This is a genomic window from Nocardia sputorum (genome assembly GCF_027924405.1).
In the GTDB taxonomy this organism is placed as follows: Bacteria; Actinomycetota; Actinomycetes; order Mycobacteriales; family Mycobacteriaceae; genus Nocardia; species Nocardia sputorum.
This window is the reverse complement of record NZ_AP026978.1, coordinates 3,090,748-3,106,666: the sequence shown is the minus strand read 5'-3', so window position 1 is coordinate 3,106,666 and position 15,919 is coordinate 3,090,748. Positions and strand designations below refer to the sequence as shown.

The 15,919-nt window shown below is 69.9% G+C and carries 13 protein-coding genes and 1 pseudogene; 7 read left to right on the top strand and 7 right to left on the bottom strand.

Annotation, left to right across the window (positions count from 1 at the left end; all coding sequences use genetic code 11):
* Positions 1-3: 3 nt before the first annotated feature.
* From QMG86_RS14225 to QMG86_RS14210, 4 genes and pseudogenes are all read right to left on the bottom strand, one after another.
* A pseudogene (locus tag QMG86_RS14225) lies at positions 4-653 on the bottom strand (FAD-binding oxidoreductase); the annotation flags it as partial.
* A gap of 104 nt (positions 654-757) precedes the next feature.
* Positions 758-985, bottom strand: coding sequence for a hypothetical protein (locus tag QMG86_RS14220; protein WP_281880045.1), 228 nt, complete (start codon positions 983-985; stop codon positions 758-760).
* Positions 986-996: 11 nt separating this feature from the next.
* Complete coding sequence (locus QMG86_RS14215; protein WP_281880043.1) at positions 997-2,139, bottom strand: 3-ketosteroid-9-alpha-monooxygenase, oxygenase component; 1,143 nt, start codon at positions 2,137-2,139, stop codon at positions 997-999.
* 93 nt (positions 2,140-2,232) lie between these two features.
* Positions 2,233-2,739, bottom strand: coding sequence for a flavin reductase family protein (locus tag QMG86_RS14210; RefSeq protein ID WP_281880042.1), 507 nt, complete (start codon positions 2,737-2,739; stop codon positions 2,233-2,235).
* A 223-nt stretch (positions 2,740-2,962) separates the two neighbouring features.
* Here QMG86_RS14210 and QMG86_RS14205 point away from each other — a divergent pair, with 223 nt between their 5' ends.
* The 4 genes from QMG86_RS14205 to QMG86_RS14190 all read left to right on the top strand — a co-directional run bounded on the left by QMG86_RS14205 (position 2,963) and on the right by QMG86_RS14190 (position 8,118).
* Positions 2,963-3,793 (top strand): IclR family transcriptional regulator, encoded by an 831-nt coding sequence (locus tag QMG86_RS14205; RefSeq protein ID WP_350356388.1) that lies wholly within the window; start codon positions 2,963-2,965, stop codon positions 3,791-3,793.
* Positions 3,794-3,830: 37 nt separating this feature from the next.
* Positions 3,831-4,406 (top strand): PadR family transcriptional regulator, encoded by a 576-nt coding sequence (locus tag QMG86_RS14200; protein WP_281880041.1) that lies wholly within the window; start codon positions 3,831-3,833, stop codon positions 4,404-4,406.
* Positions 4,407-4,467: 61 nt separating this feature from the next.
* On the top strand, positions 4,468-5,697 hold the full coding sequence (locus QMG86_RS14195; protein ID WP_281880040.1) for a bifunctional 3,4-dihydroxy-2-butanone-4-phosphate synthase/GTP cyclohydrolase II: 1,230 nt from the start codon (positions 4,468-4,470) through the stop codon (positions 5,695-5,697).
* A 141-nt stretch (positions 5,698-5,838) separates the two neighbouring features.
* Positions 5,839-8,118 carry an ATP-binding protein gene (locus QMG86_RS14190; protein ID WP_281880039.1) on the top strand — a complete coding sequence of 760 codons (2,280 nt, stop codon included), beginning with the start codon at positions 5,839-5,841 and terminating at the stop codon, positions 8,116-8,118.
* Positions 8,119-8,134: 16 nt separating this feature from the next.
* Here QMG86_RS14190 and QMG86_RS14185 read toward each other — a convergent pair whose 3' ends face one another.
* From QMG86_RS14185 to QMG86_RS14175, 3 genes are all read right to left on the bottom strand, one after another.
* Positions 8,135-8,989 (bottom strand): alpha/beta fold hydrolase, encoded by an 855-nt coding sequence (locus QMG86_RS14185; RefSeq protein WP_281880037.1) that lies wholly within the window; start codon positions 8,987-8,989, stop codon positions 8,135-8,137.
* Complete coding sequence (gene hsaA, locus QMG86_RS14180; protein ID WP_281880036.1) at positions 8,989-10,152, bottom strand: 3-hydroxy-9,10-secoandrosta-1,3,5(10)-triene-9,17-dione monooxygenase oxygenase subunit; 1,164 nt, start codon at positions 10,150-10,152, stop codon at positions 8,989-8,991. Before hsaA ends, QMG86_RS14185 begins: the two co-directional genes overlap by 1 nt.
* Before the next feature lie 97 nt (positions 10,153-10,249).
* The gene (locus QMG86_RS14175; protein ID WP_281880035.1) at positions 10,250-11,731 is read right to left on the bottom strand and encodes an FAD-dependent oxidoreductase; all 1,482 of its coding nucleotides are present in this window, start codon (positions 11,729-11,731) and stop codon (positions 10,250-10,252) included.
* A 162-nt stretch (positions 11,732-11,893) separates the two neighbouring features.
* Here QMG86_RS14175 and QMG86_RS14170 point away from each other — a divergent pair, with 162 nt between their 5' ends.
* From QMG86_RS14170 to QMG86_RS14160, 3 genes are all read left to right on the top strand, one after another.
* Positions 11,894-14,296, top strand: a complete 2,403-nt coding sequence (locus QMG86_RS14170) for a PEP-utilizing enzyme (RefSeq protein ID WP_281880034.1) — start codon at positions 11,894-11,896, stop codon at positions 14,294-14,296.
* A gap of 79 nt (positions 14,297-14,375) precedes the next feature.
* The gene (locus QMG86_RS14165; RefSeq protein ID WP_281880033.1) at positions 14,376-15,281 is read left to right on the top strand and encodes a tyrosine-protein phosphatase; all 906 of its coding nucleotides are present in this window, start codon (positions 14,376-14,378) and stop codon (positions 15,279-15,281) included.
* 417 nt (positions 15,282-15,698) lie between these two features.
* A complete protein-coding gene (locus QMG86_RS14160) occupies positions 15,699-15,899 on the top strand; it encodes a DUF7489 domain-containing protein (protein ID WP_281880031.1) in 201 nt (66 codons plus the stop codon).
* The last annotated feature ends 20 nt before the right edge of the window (positions 15,900-15,919 follow it).

Genomic DNA, 15,919 nt, shown 5'->3' with positions numbered 1-15,919 from the left:
GGCGCCCAGTCCGATCAGCGCCGCGGATACCGCGTCCATGAACGGACCGGGGCCACAGACGAACGCCTCCCGCGCGGACCACGGTCCGGCCAGCGCCGCGAGCTGCGCGCGGGTCGGCAGCCCTTGCACGCTCTCCAGCCAGTGCACCACGACCAGGCGACCGGGATAGCGGGCGGAGAGATCGGCGAGTTCGGCGGCGAAGATCACCGATCGTTCGTCGCGGTTGGCATAGATCAGCGTGCAGTGCCCGGCCCCGGCGGCCAGTATCGATTTCAGAATCGACAGCACCGGGGTGATCCCACTGCCGGCCGCGAACAACAGCACATCGTCGTCGAGCGACGCGGGAGTGAAGACACCGGCGGGCGGCAGCGCGTCCAGAACCGTTCCGCGACGGCGTTGTCGCACAGCCAATTCGATCCGTAGCCGTCGGGCGTTCGCTTGACGGTGACCTTCAGCGGCCCTTCCTCATGCGGCGCACTCGACAGGGAATAGCACCGGCTGACCGAACCCGTCAGCTCACTCGGTATCCGCAGCGTCAGGAACTGACCCGGCCGATAGGCGATCGAATTCGACTCTCCAGAGGCCGGATCCAGTACCAGCGACACCGCATCGTCGGTCTCCCGGATCACCTGCAGCACGCGCAGGGGCACCATCGCGCTCGGGTGGCTGTCGGTGTCGCCGGAAACCTGCGTCGTCACCACGGCCGCCCGATCCACTGTTCTGTCTCCTCTCCGGTCGTCCACGGCGTGTGCCGCGCTCACGGCACGTCCCCGTCCCGGGTGGCGATGCCGAGGCGACCCCCGGCGACGGCGGCATCGATGCTGTCGCGCAGCGCGACGCAGGTCCGCACCCGCGCGCTGTCCGCCCCGGCGAACTCGGCGCACGCCGCCACCGCGCCGGTGGTCCACTGCACGCTGGTGTGCTGCGGGCTGTACTTCTCGACCAGCACGCAGGTGTCGCAGGTACGGCAGGTGATCCGTTCCATCGCGATCTCGCTCAGGCTCCGGCGGCGGCGCGCTGCCCGGCGAGATTCTCGGCGACCTCCGCCTCCCAGGCCGTGACCGCCCGGGTGGTGTCGACCTCGAACTCGAAACGGTCGGTCATCTTCGGGTCGATCTCGGCCACGTCGGTGTAGAACTGCTCGTACCAGCGGCGCAACTGGTAGACCGGCCCGTCCTCCTCGCACAGCAGCGGGTTGTCGATGCGGGTCTTGCGCTGCCAGATCGCCGCATCCTGCTCGAAGCCGCGGCCCAGACCGCCGGCGAACTTCGCCGCGATGTCCTCGGCCTGCTCCGGTGACACGCCGTGGGGCTTCTTCACGATCGCGCCGTACTGCAGCACGAATTTCGTGGGTGACACGGGGTAATGGCAGTTGATGAGCACGCCCTCGACCGTCAGTCCGGCACTCTCGCTGCGCAGGTGATCGATCATGTAGGACGGGCCGTAGTACGAGGCGTCGGAGTGCAGGACATTCTTGCCGCCCAGCGCCTTCGCGGTCTCCCCCATCATGTCCTCGCGTGACACCGACGTCATGTACTGACTGGCGATGTGACCTTCGAAGACGTTCTTGAAGTAGGTCGGGAAACCGAAATGCACGTAGAAGAAGTGCGCCATGTCCACCACGTTGTCGATCACCTCGCGGCAGTTCGCGCCGTCGATCGTCATGGTGTTCCAGGTCCAGTCGGTCCACTCGTCGCTGAACGCGCCCTCGATGCGCGGGATCGTCACCTGTCCCGGGGGCGGATTGCCCTCTGGGTCGTTCCATACGAACAGCTGCTTGTTCTGCTCGAGGGTCGGCCACGAACGGGTCCGCGCCCGGGGTGGCACGCGGCGGCCGTAGGGAATGCCGGTGCAGCGGCCGTTGCCGCCCCAGCGCCAGTCGTGGAAGGGGCAGGCGAGCGAGTCCCCCTTGATCCGGCCGTCGCCCAGGTTCCCGCCCATATGCCTGCAGTAGGCGTCCAGCACGTGGAGCTGTCCGCCGGCACCGGCGAAGACCACCAGTTCGGTGCCGAAGATCTCGACGGTGTGCGGTTTTCCGTCCCGGAAGTCCTGCGCGAGGCCCAGGCAGTGCCAGCCGCGCGCGTACCGGGCGGGCGGAGCGCCCGCGTCGATCACTCGGACCTCGGTGTCGGTAGTCATCGGTTCCTCCACAATTCGCGCACGTTTGTCACCTCGATATTTCGGTTCGGCATGCGGGGGCGGAAATGCGCAGTCCCACTGGCCGGGAGGCGCTCAGGCTCCACCGAGCCGCCCGAACGCGGAGCGGTAGAACAGCAGCGGCGCGGCTTCACGGTGCTCCGACAGGGCGGTGACGCGCGCGATCACGATGGTGTGGTCACCGCCGTCGACCTCCTGCTCGACCTCGCAGTCCAGCCACGCCATGCTTCCGGCCAGCCGCGGCGAGCCGTTCGGCGAAGGCTCCCAGTCGACCCCCGCGAACTTGTCCGTGCCGCTGCGCGCGAGCCGACGGCAGATGTCCTGCTGGTCGTGGGCCAGGATGTTGACGCAGAGCCGGCCCACCGCGCGGATGCGCGGCCACGACGTGGACGTGCGCGCCGGGCAGAAGCAGACCGCGGGCGGCTCCAGCGACAGCGCCGAGAACGACTGGCAGGTGAATCCGACCGGCCCGTCTTCCGAGTGCGCGGTGATCACTGTGACGCCGGTGCAGAAGCGCCCCAGCACGGCTTTGAAGTCGCGCACGTCCAGCGGCGATCCGTCCATCTCGAGCACCGGTTCCATCGGGCCTCCTATTTCGATCAGGCATATACCTGACAGCTATGACAGCAGCTGCCGCCCGCGGGAGGTCAAGAACGGAGTCCGGTCACCGAGATACAGATCCGTGGAAGCTACGTAGTTCTCCCGATTCATCCCGGTCGCGAATTCGTCAGTGTGATGGGAGACACAGGAGTCCGGGCAGGTAATGCCTGGCCGACCTGCCCGAATGTGACCGACGGAGGTTCAGATGACCGTCACCATGCTGCCCGAAGCCACCCGGGCGCCTCACCGCGCCCGGCCCGGAAGCGTCGAATCCGGCCCCACGGACGTCCCCGTCTCGATGATCGAGCGGATGACCCTCATCCTGGACGCGTTCGACGCCGCCACGCCGACGCTGACGCTGCTCGGCCTGGTCGAGCGCACCGGCCTGCCGCGCTCGACGGTCCATCGGATCCTCGACCAGATGATCCGGCTGCGCTGGCTGGCCCACACGTCCGGTGGCTACCGGCTCGGCATGCGCACCCTGGAGCTGGGCGGGCTCACCGCGGATCACAACGAGATCCGCGACGCCGTCAGTCCGCTGTTGCACGAGCTGTGCCAGCGCACCGGCATGGTCGGCCACCTCGCGGTGCTCGACGGACGCGAGGTCGTCTACCTGGACAAGGCCGGTGGCCGCTTGGCCGCAATGCTGCCGACCCGCCTCGGCGGCCGCATGCCCGCGCACTGTACGGCCCTGGGCAAGGCGATGCTGGCCGCCCTGGAACCGAGCATCGCCGAAGCCGCGTTCCATTCCCGGCTGCCGCGCCTGACCGCGCACACCATCACCGAGCCCGACGCGTTGCACCGCGCGCTGGCCCAGATCCGGCTGCGCCAGGGCGTGGCGCTGGACCGCGAGGAATCGATGGACGGAATCGCCTGTGTCGCAGCGCCGCTGCGCGGTCGCGGCACGGCCCCCGCGGCGCTGTCGCTGTCCGGGCGGGCCGAGGCGATGAGTTTCGACAAGCTCGCGCGGGTGCTGCTGGAGATCTCGCACGAGGCGGGCCGGACGCTGTTCCCGCGCCGGGCGCGCTGGCGATAGTTCGAATCCGCATATGCCTGACCGGTACAGTCCGACCATGACCGATGGCGGCACACCCGCGGTGCCCGACCTGCCGACCACCGCGTGGGCCGTGCTCGGCATGCTCTCGCACGCCGACGAGCTCTCCGGCTACGACCTGAAGAAATGGGCCGACTGGAGTCTGCAGTTCTTCTACTGGAGCCCGTCGTTCAGCCAGATCTACGCCGAACTCAAACGCCTCGAGAAGCACGGCTACGCCAGCTCGCGCACGGTGGTGCAGGAGGACGGCGTGCGCGGCAAGCGGATGTACGCCATCACGCCGGAAGGCCGTGCCGCCGCCGCGAACTGGGTCAATCACGCGCCGGTCGAGGCGCCGGTGCTCAAGCACAGTGTGATGTTGCGGGCATGGCTCGGCAATCTCGCCGAGCCCGACCGGCTGCGCGACATCCTCACCGAGCACATCGCCTACGCCGAGAGGATGCGCAAGCGCGCCGAAGCCGACGCGAAAGGCGCCGAGGCGAATCCGGACTGGGCCTATCCGGAACTGGTGCTGCGCTGGTGCGTCCGGCACTACGAGGCGGAGGTCGACTTCGCCCGCGAACTGCTCGCGGATATCGATCGCCTCACTGAGTGAGACGCCGCCTGGTTGTTCCAGCCTCGCCATATTTCTATTAGGCATATGGAGGTGGCGGACGATGACCGGTGAACTGGACACGGTGCCTGCCGCGGTGGCGGCGATCGCGAGCGGCGGCATGGCGCTCGTGGTGGACGACGAGGACCGCGAGAACGAAGGCGACCTGGTGCTCGCCGCGGAGATGGCGACCCCGCAGAACATCGGATTCCTGGTACGGCACACCAGTGGCGTGCTGTGCGTGCCCATGGCGGGCGACGATCTGGACCGCCTGGAACTGCCGCCGATGACGGCGGTCAACCAGGACCCGAAGGGCACCGCCTACACGGTCTCGGTGGACGCGGCGGCGGGTGTGGACACCGGCATCTCGGCCGCCGACCGGGCGCGCACCATGCGCCTGCTGGCCGATCCCGCCGCCACACCCCGGGATCTCACCCGCCCGGGGCACGTGTTTCCCCTGCGAGCGCATCCGCGCGGCGTCCTCGGTCGGCGCGGGCATACCGAGGCCGCCGTCGACTTGGCGCGGATGGCGGGTCTGCGCCCGGCCGGTGTCATCGCCGAGGTGGTCCGCGACGACGGATCGATGGCCCGCCTGCCCGAGCTGCTGACCATGGCCCGGGTCCACGGCATCCCGATCATCTCCATCGCCGACCTGGTCGACTACCGCCGCCGGCGCGATCCGGGCGTCGCCCGGATCGTGGAGACCCGGCTGCCGACCCCGTTCGGCGAGTTCCGGCTGATCGGCTATCGGGACGCGACGAACCACGCCGAGCATCTCGCGCTGGTGTTCGGCGCGCCGGGCGAGCACGACGTGCTGACCCGGGTGCACTCGGAATGCCTCACCGGTGACGCGTTCGGTTCCCTGCGCTGCGACTGCGGCGAGCAGCTCGACGCCGCCCTCCGGGCCGTGGCCGCCGAAGGCCGCGGAGTCGTGGTGTACCTGCGCGGCCAAGAGGGACGCGGTGTCGGACTGCTGAACAAATTGCGCGCATACGAGCTGCAGGACGGGGGCGCCGACACCGTCGACGCGAACCTGCGGCTCGGGCTGCCCGTCGACGCCCGCCACTACGGCGCCGCGGCGCAGATCCTGGCCGACCTGAGTGTGCGGTCGGTCCGGTTGCTCAGCAACAACCCGGCCAAACAGGCGGGCCTGACCGAATACGGCATCGCCGTCGAACGGCGAATCCCCTTGCAGGCCAGCCCGACCGAGCACAACGTGCGCTATCTGCGCGCCAAGCGCGACCGCATGCGCCACCAGTTGACCGAGGTCGACACCGCTGTCGCCGTCCGATGAGCGGCAACGGTTCGATCGGTCCGCTGTCCCGGGGACGCCGTCGCAGCCCCCGGGCCGGCGGACCACGCGGGTACGCCCACCGGAGTTGAATTTGTCCAGAACGCTCTTGCGCGCCACGTGCGGTACCTAGGGTTGACACCCATGGCGCGGCGTCCCATCGGCAACCTCCCTGCCGAGGTCACCAGCTTCGTCGGGCGCCAGGAGGAACTCGCCGCGGCGAAGCGTCTGCTGCCCACGACACGGGTCCTGACGCTGCTCGGTCCGGGCGGCGTCGGCAAGACCCGGCTGTCCCGCCAGATCGGCGTCGCGGTCGCGCGCGCTTTCCCGGACGGGGTGTGGCTGGTCGAACTGGCCGACGTGCACGACCCCGACCTGGTGACGGTGAGCGTCGCGGAGGCGCTGGCGCTGCGCGACGACACGGCGGCGCCCCTGCGGCGGCTGACCGAGTTCCTCGCGGACAAACGGTTGCTGCTGATCCTGGACAACTGTGAGCACCTGATCGACGCGTGCGCGGAACTGGTCGGCCGTATCGTCGCCACCACTCCCGAGGTGCGGGTGCTGGCGACCAGCCGGGAGGTGCTCGGTGTGCAGGGGGAACAGGTCATGCCCGTGGCGCCCTTGCCGCTACCGGACGGAAGGGCCGAGGACAGCGATGCGATGCGACTGCTCGCCGAGCGGGCGGGCGCGGCCAACCCGGGTTTCGCGGCCACCCCCGCGAACCGGGACGCATTGGCGGGGATCTGCCGCAGGCTGGACGGTATTCCGCTCGCGCTGGAACTGGCCGCCCTGCGCTTCCGGATGTTCACTCCCGAGCAGATCCTCGCCCGGCTCGACGACACCATGGGCCTGCTCAGCGCGGGGCCGCGCCTGGCGCCCGAGCGGCAGCAGACCATCGAGGGGGCGATCCGCTGGAGCTACGACCTGTGTACCCCGGCCGAACAGCGGTTATGGGAGCAGCTGTCGGTATTCTCCGGCGGCTTCGACATCGACGCCGCCGAAGCCGTGTGCCTGCCTGCTCCTGGCGCGCGGACGCTGTTCGACGCGTTGACCGGCCTGGTCGACAAATCGGTGCTGAGCCTGCGCTACGACGGTGATGTCGGCCGGTACTCGATGTTGGAGCCGATCCGCCAGTTCGCCCACGACCGGCTGACCGAACGGGGGGACGAGCTCGCGGTCCGCGCGCGCCACCACGATCACTATCGGCGGCTGGCGCTGCGCGGCCGGACCGCGTACTGGAGTTCCGACGACGTGGTCTGGTTCCGCGAACTGAACCGCGAGCACGCCAATCTGCGCGCGGCGCTGCAGTTCGGCCTCGGCGACGCACCGCAGTCGGCACTCGAGATGGCCGCCGTGCTGCGGCCGTTCTGGGAGCACAACCGTTTCCTCACCGAGGGCTACCGCTGGCTGACCGACGCGCTGGCGAAGTTCGAGGAACCGACCGAGCTGCGCGCACGCGGGCTCTCCGCGGCCGCCTCACTCGCGGCGCTGCTGTCCGATCGCGGGTCCGCGCGGCAATTGGTGGACGAATGCGTCGCGCTGGCACGCAAAGTCAACGCGCCCGACATTCTCGCGGAGGCGATGCTCGACTCGGCGTTGCTCGCCTTCAACGACGGGGACACCGCCCGCGCCCTCGAATTGGCCGAGACGGCGACGCACCTGGCCGCCGAATGCGGGCACCACGCGATGGAGATGGACAGTCTCGCCTTCGCTTTCGTGTGCGCGCTGGTGCTCTCCGACGCGCGCTCCACCGCTTTCGCCGAGCGGCTACTGCGGGTCGCCACCGAACGCGGACCGTCTCTGCTCGGCGGGCTGGCGCAGTGGTCGATGGGCCTGGACCATTGGCGACGCGGCGATCAGGACGCCGCCACCGGCTATCTGGCCCGCTCGATCGAGATGTTCAGCCTGTTCGACCGGTGCGTCTGGCTCGCCTCCGGATTCGAAGGACTGGCTTGGACGGCGGTGGCCCGAGCCGACTTCGAACGCGCCGCACGTCTGCTCGGCGCCGCGGAGATCCTCGCTCGGAGTACGGTGCGCCTCGCCCACGCCATCACCGGCGTGCTGGGTGACAAGATGCGTGGCCGTGTGCGTGAAGCATTGGGCGAGCGAGCGTTCCAGGAGCTGTTCGACAGCGGCGCGACGCTGCCGCTGAGCGAGGCGATCGATTACGCGCTCGGGCGCGCGCCCGCGGCTGCGCGGCCGCCGCGGGCCGCCGCGACCGAGCCGCGGGCGGCGGACGTCCTCACGCGCCGGGAGAAGGACGTCGCCCGCCTGGTGGCCGCGGGCCACAGCAACAAACGCATCGCCGCGGACCTGGTCATCTCGGTGCGCACCGCCGAGACCCACGTCGAGCACATCCTCACCAAGCTCGGCTTCACCTCGCGGACCCAGATCGCGGGATGGGTCCGCGATCACGAGGTGTGATCGACGTGGGCCGCGATCACAACCCGCCGGTGAGGAAGTCGGCGACGGCGCGTTCGAACGCCGACTTGCGCTCGATCTGCACCCAATGGCCACAGCGGGCGAAAACGCGCAGATCGGCATTCGGTATCTGGCGTGCGGGCAACAGCGCCGCCTCCACCGGTGTCACCCGGTCGTCGCGGCCCCATAGGATCTGCGTCTCCGGGCGCAGGCCGCGCAACCTGGCCCACAGCGGGACAGGTTCGGCGAGCGCTGGATCGGCGAACGTCGCGTAAGCGTCGCGCAGCGCGGCGATGGCGTCCGGATCCGCGGCGGCGGCCAGCCGGGCAGCGACCAGTTCCTCGGTCAAGGTCGCGGGATTCGACACCATGGTGCGCAGCCACGGCATGAGGCGCTCCCTGGTGGGATCGGCGCTGAACTCCAGCAACCGCGTGATGCCCTCGGACGGTTCCGGCCCCAGCACGTTCACCCCGACGCCGCCGGGCGCCATCAGCACCAGCCGGTCGACCCGCTCGGGATGTTCCAGCGCCAGCAGCGTCGCGACGGCGCCGCCCATCGAATTGCCCAGCAGGTGCACCCGGTCCAGGCCGAGGTCGTCGAGTAGTCCGAGCAGCGCGTCGGCGGAGATGCGCAGGTAGTTGCGTTCGTACACCGCCGGGCGGCCGCTGGCGCCGAAGCCCGGCTGATCCACGATCAGGCAGCGGAACCGTTCGGCCAGCACCGGCAGGTTCGCGCCGAAATTGGCCCAGCCCGAGACGCCCGGTCCGGAGCCGTGCAACAACACCAGCGGCGCGCCCGACCCCGCCTCGTGGTAACGCAGCCGAAGACCGTCCGTCGTGCTCCAACGCGTGGTGTTCTCGGCGGTGAGCGTCATCAGATCATCCGATCCGTGACCGGCAGCCCGAACGCGTCCCGGCCGTAGAGGACGAGCGCGCGCTCGACGTCGTTGATGACGTGCACGCTGCCGGCGTGCGCGTCGCGCCAGTGCCGTTCGATCGGGTTGGGTTTGCGGATCGAGTGACCGCCCGAGTTGTCGAACAGCAGGTCGACGGCCTCGATGGCGCGTTCGGTGCCGCGCACCTGGTCGCGCCGGCTGCGCACTCGCAGTTCGAACGGGATCTCCTCCCCCGCTTCGGCGTAGCGCAGCTGTTCGCTGATGTTGCGCTCCATCTGCAGCACGGCCGCGTCGATCTCGGAAGCGGCGCGCGCGACCCGCACGTGCGCGAACGGATCCTCGGCGGCCTTCTGCCCGCCATAGGAGATCCGCACCCGCTCGCGCATGCGCTCGATGTGCGCTTCGTACGCGCCTTGCGCGGCGCCGATGATGGGGGCGGTGATGGTGTTGGAGAACACCGCGCCGAACGAGATGCGATACAGCGGAGCGGTATTGACCTCCTGACCGGGTCCGCGCAGCTCGGCCTGCTCACTCGCGCTGTAGGTCCGGTAGGCGGGCACGAACGCGTGCTCGATGACGATGTCGTTGCTGCCGGTGCCGGACAACCCCGACACGTGCCAGACGTCTTCGATCCGGTAATCGGTGCGCGGCACCAGAACGGTCAGGTATTCCGCTCCCCCCTCGTCGTTCGGCACGACCGCACCGAGGAACGCCCAGCGGGCGTGATCGCACCCGGAGGAGAAGCTCCAGCGACCGCTGATCTCGAAGCCGCCCTCGACGGGGGTGAGCCTGCCGGTCGGCGCGTACGACGACGACACCAGCGTGTCCGGATCGGCGCCCCACACGTCCTGCTGCGCTTCCAGCGGGAACAGCGCCAGCTGCCACGGGTGCGCGCCCAGCACCGACGACACCCACGCCGTGGACGGGCAGGCGGTGGCGATGGCACGAATCACCTCGTAGAACGCGACCGGTGAGGATTCGTCGCCGCCGAATCGGGACGGCTGCAGCATGCGGAACACCCCCGCCTCGGTCAGCTCCCGGATGCTCTGCTCGGGCACTCTGCGCTGCAGATCGGCGTCGGCCGCTCGTTCTCGGATCGCGGGCAGCAGATCCCGTACCCGATCGAGCACCTTGTTGGTCATATGCGGTAGTCCTCCTCGTAGTGCCGTCTTTCGACGCTAGGCCGGTGCGGTGCCGTCGAATCCGATCCATCCCGATGACCGGAACCCGCCACCCGGATCAGCTGGTGCGGGCCGCGGCGGCGCCGGCGCGGCGGCCGAAGAAGGTGCCGTCGCCGAGCGAAGTGCCGCTGATGTAGCCCTCGCCGTGCAGGTTGCTCGCGGCGCGGCCCGCGGCGAACAGGGCCGGGATCGGGACGCCGTCGAGGTCGAGCACGGCGCCGTCGAGCGAGGTGTGCAGACCGCCGAGGGTGAAGACGGACGCGCCGGTTCCGCGGCGATCGCCGGACTCCGACGGCGGCCGCACTCCCGCCCGCGCGTCGATCGCGGCCAGCGGTGGCGTGAGCGGCCGCACCCAGCGTGGCGCTTTCCCGAATTCGGGATCCGCGCCGTCCGCGGCGTGGCTGTTGTAGCGACGGACGGTGTCGGCCAGCGCCGCGGCGGGCACGCCCATCAGCCCGGCGAGTTCCTCGGGCGTCTCCGCCACATGGGTGGGCCGCACACCCCAGCGCTGTGGTTCCGGCACTTCGTCGAAGGCCCGTTCGTCGAGCACGACCCAGGTCCGCATCCCCTGCCGGAACAGCGCCGCCTGGCCGATCCGGCCGGGATAGGTGTCCTCGTTGATGAACCGCTGCCCGTGCCCGTTCACCACCATGCCGCGCGCGGCCAGGCCGGGAATCAGCGAGATGCCGACCTGCCCCGCCGACATGTGCCGCACCGCCGCGCCGAGCGCCTGCGCCATCCGGATGCCGCTGCCGTCGTCGGTGCCCGCGCTGACCTTGGTGTGTCCCAGCAATCGCGGCGCGTGGGCGGCGAGCATGGCGTCGTTGTCGACGAATCCGCCGGTGGTCAGGACGACGCCGCGGCGGGCGCGGATGGTCAGCTCCGTGCCGTACCGCCGCGCCACCACGCCGACGACCGTGCCGTCACCGGCCACGATCAGGCAGGCGGCCCTGGTGTCGAAAAGCGCTGTCGCACCGGCTGATCGGGCGGCCTCGGCGAGGCAGTCCATGAGCAGCTTGCCGCCGAAGTCGGCGGCGGCCGGGCGATGGCCGCGGGGCGCAGGCGCGGCGAGGTCGGCGAACGGCTTGCTGTTCTCCCCCAGCCACATCAGCCCGTCGTCCGTCGGCGGGACCCACACCGGCGCATCCCACAGGCTGGGTTTGAACGGCACGCCACGGTCGGCGAGCCAGTGGAAATGCGCGACGCTGTCCGCGCTGTAGCGCGTGATCTTGGCCCAGTCGGCGCCCGGGCCGAGCGCGGCGGACAGGAACGCGGCCATCGTGGCCGGGTCGTCGTCGAACCCGCACGCCCGTTGGATCGGCGTGCCACCGCCGAGATAGATCTCGCCGCCCGACAGCGCCGACGCGCCTCCGGGACCGCTCATCCGATCGAGTACCAGCACCTGCGCGCCGCCCGCTGCCGCCTCGAACGCCGCGGCCGCCCCGGCACATCCGTAACCGACCACCAGCACATCGGTCTCGATGTCGTAGGCGCGCACATCGGCGGCGGCCCTCGGCACGACCGAATTCCGATCACTCATATGTCGACCTTCCCGCTCGGCACTCGGTGGCCCGGCGCCCATCTTGGTGAGCGACCTTCCGGTCCCGATCAGCGGGACTGCGGACCGTCGCGGGCGCGCCGGGTGGCGATGGTGTGTGAACGGCGTCACGTCTGCGTGGGCGCCAGCGAGGAGGAAGAATTCATGCGGGTCCTGGTCACCGGAGTGTCCGATCCGACCGGCCGCGCGGTGGCGCGCATGCTGCTGGCCGCGGGCCACGACGTAGTCGGGTCGGACCGGTCGCGGCACCGGTACGTCGACCCTCGGGTCCAGGTTTTCACCGGTGACCCGGACGATCCGGCGAGCTGTGCGCGGGCCGTCGCCGAGTGCGCGGTGGTGGTGCATCTGGGCGGTTCGCTCGCCGCGATCGCGACGGCAGCCCGAGCGGCCGGAGCGCGCATCGTGGTTCCCACCATCGCGGGGACGGATTCGGCCGCCGACGATATCGTGCGGTCCAGCGGTGCGCGGGCTCTGATCGTGCGCACCGCACCGGTCGCGGGCAGGTGCGTCGAGCGCGAGAGCTGGCGCATCCTGCGGCGGCTGCTCGGATCTCGCCGGGCGGGCGGATTCCAGGTGCTGCACACCGACGACTTCGAGCGTTTCCTGGTGCTGGCGGCGGAGTCGGCACGCGTCGGCGTGGTCGAACTCGCCGCGCCCGGCGTGGTCTCCGGTGCGGACGTGCGTCATATCCGCGCCGCGATCGGAACACGATCGGTCCGGCGGATGGCAGGTGGTCGGACTGTGCCGGAGGTGGATACCAGCGCCGCACAGGACGAATGGGGATTCCGCTGCGGATGGACCGCGTCCGAAGTCGCGGCGGACGTCCTCCGCGGACTGGCCGGCCGCAAGGTCGACGGCGACGAACTCGTCGCGCGGACCGGGGCGATTCCGCTGCCCGGCTATCTGATTCCCGCCCGCGCGGCCACCTCGGACGGCCATGCCCTGGTGTCGGTGGCGCCGGAAGGTCTCGAGGGCGAGTTCGACGACCGTGTCGATCCGGCCTACCCGGTGCACACCGCGACGAATACGTCCGAAGCGCTGCCCGGACCGCTCACGCCGCTCACCGTGGATCTGCAGGCGGGCGCGATCCGGCTGGCCAACGCCGCGATGGGCAGGATGATCGCGCTGGACGGGATCGCGCTGGAGCACTGGACCAGCCGGGTCACCACCGTGCTCGGGCACCACATCTACATCAACGCCTCCATCGGGGTGCTCGCCGCGGAGAACATGCCGGGCTGGGACGAGCAGAGCATCCGCCGCGACGTCTACGGCAACATTCCACCCGAGATTTCGCTGACCCCGCACGGCAAGCCACCCACCCCGAGCGGTTTCGCCAGCACCCGCGCCACCTGGCGCGCAGCCGGCCGGGTGCTGCGCACCGCGCTGCGCTATCGCGAAACCACCGACGGCATCAACGCCGCCGCGCATCAGGAATCACTGGGCGCCGCCGCGATCCGCGAGCTCACCGACGAGCAACTGCACGCGCGGGCCCTGCTGTGGCGGGACCGACTGAACCAGTCTTGGGCGGCGGCGTCCATCGGTGTGATGATGACCGGCGCGGCCACTGCCATCCACTCCCGCGGCAAGGAAGCCGCCGACGTGCCCATCGACCTGGAGCGGTTGGAGTCGGCCAGGACCATGCTCGCGGTGGAACGCCTTGCCGCGCTGTGCCGTGCCGACGCCGCGTTGCACGACGCGGCGCATTCCGGCGATGTCGCGGCGGCGCGGGCCGCCTCGCCCGCGTTCTCCGCCGCGCTGGACGAGGAGCTGCGCCGGATCGGGCATCGCGGCCCGGGCGAGTGCGAGCTGATCAACCCCACCTTCGGCGACCGGCCCGAACTGCTGGTGACCGCCGCCGCCCGCGCCGCCCAAATGCCCGCGCCCAAGCGGGAACCGGTCGACCCGTCGCCGAGCCGCACCGCGCGGATGGCGGCGGGCGCGACCATGGCGCGCGAACGCGTCCGCGACGCCGTCGTCCGGTATACCCACTGCCTGCGTCTCGCCGTGCGCGAGCGGGCGGAACGGCTGATCCGGCAAGGGCTGCTGCGACAGGCCGAGGACGCCTGTTTCCTGACCCTCGACGAGATCCTCTGGGCGCCTGCCGACCTGGCCGAGCGCGTAGCCCGACGGCGCGCGGAACTGGCCCGCTTGCAGGGCGTCCGCATGCCGGATGTGATCGCGGGCGACTGGGAACCGCTCCCGGCCGCGGACGCGTTGACGCCCGGAGACAGCCTCACCGGCATCGGAGTGAGCCCCGGCGTCGTGGAAGGCACCGTGAAACGCGTGCTGTCGCTGGACGACGACATCGAACCGGGCGACATCCTGGTGGCTTCGGTCACCGACACCGGGCACACCGCGATGTTCGCCTATGCCGCGGCCGTGGTCACCGACATCGGGGGTTCCGCCTCACACGCCGCCATCGTAGCCCGGGAATTCGGCATCCCCTGCGTCGTCGACACCAAGACCGCCAGCACGCGGCTTGCCGATGGGCAGCGGGTGCGCGTCGACGGGTCGGCCGGCACGGTCACCCTGCTCGTCGACGCCTGAGCCGGGGCCGGGGTGGCACACCCCGGCCCCTTACCGGTTCGGCGTCGCCGGGCCGCGATCCCATGGAAGGAATGATTCAGTGACGATTTCGCGTGCTCTACGCGGGGCGATGACCGGTGTCGCCGCCGCATTGATCGCCGTGTTCCCGTCCACCACCAGCGCTTTCGCGGGCCCTGCGATCGTGCACACAGTGCACGACCGCTCGATGCAGCTCTCGACGGCGCCGAATGCCAGGGACATCGGCGACTATCCCACCCAGGGCAACGGCAAATTGCGTACGGGCGTGGTCTTCCGCACCGACGCCCTCGACAAGCTCACCGCTGCCGACCAGCAGAAGCTGGTGGCGGCGGGCATCACCGCGGTGATCGATTTCCGCAGCCCGAACGAGTCGGGAGCCAACCCCGACAAGCTTCCGGCGTCGATTCCCGCACTCGCGCGTCCGGTGTACGACCCGGCCAACGACTTCTACCTGATGGTGGGCAAGGCGATACAGGGCGGTCCGGCCGTGCAACAACAGACGTTCGGCGACGGTAAGGCCGCAGGCATCATGCGCGACTACTACCGCTGGATGGTCACCGACACCACGGCGCGCGCTCAGTTCGGCACCGCCATCCGGGATGTCGCCAACGCGAGCGGTCCGGTGTTGTTCCACTGCACCGCGGGCAAGGACCGCACCGGGTGGCTGACCGCGATCCTCATGACGGCGCTCGGCGTGCCGAAGGGCCAGGTCTACAAGGACTATCTGGAATCGAACGACAACCTGGCCGCGGGCAACAAGGCGCTGGTGGACGGGCTGGTGGCCAAGGGCCTGGTTACCGACCCTGCGCTGCTCGATCCGATCCTCGGCGTGCAGAGCGACTTCCTCGACGCCGCGTTCGACCAGGCCGGCGCGTCCTTCGGATCGTTCGACCGGTTCGTCACCGAGGGGCTGGGCGTGGACAGTGCGACGCTCGAGGCGCTGAAATCGAAACTCCTGCCTCGGTAGTCGAAGACCAAGAGCGGGTCCGGTGGATGTTGTCCACCGGGCCCGCTCAGTCGTTCGACCCGCCGGAGGTGAACCGCGGCGGTATCGCTGGTCGGGCGTGCACTCAGCCGTGCGACGAGTTCGTCGATGTGGATCAGGGCGTGCTGACCCGTAGACGAGAGTGCATCGGTTGCCCGAGCGGGCTCCCGCCGAGTCGTCCGCGGCGATTCACGTGCGCAGGAGACCGCGCGGTCACCGCCGTGGATGAGTATTCGTACGACTGAAGGTGCGGCCACCCACCTGCGATGTCCGACTTTCGTCATAGGAAAGATGCCTCTCACTGCTGATGTCCCGAACGTGAGGGGAAACAACACTGGAACTGCGCCGGTCGGGGAATCGCTACGGCGTCAGCGGCCGAGACGAATGAGGAGACGAGCAGTGGTACAGCGAGAGTTGCGCGGGACGGTCGTCAAGAAGTCGCGTGGATTGCTCGATGGAGCGAATCTGTATCGGCGACTGCATATCCGGCTGGAGGATGGCAGCACGATAAAGGTCCGTGTGAATCGGAAATCGTGGAAGATGCTGGATGTCGGCGACTCGGTCGTCCAGCGCGACGGAGCCGATCCCGTGCAGGCCTGATCAGTCGCCACCTCTGCGGC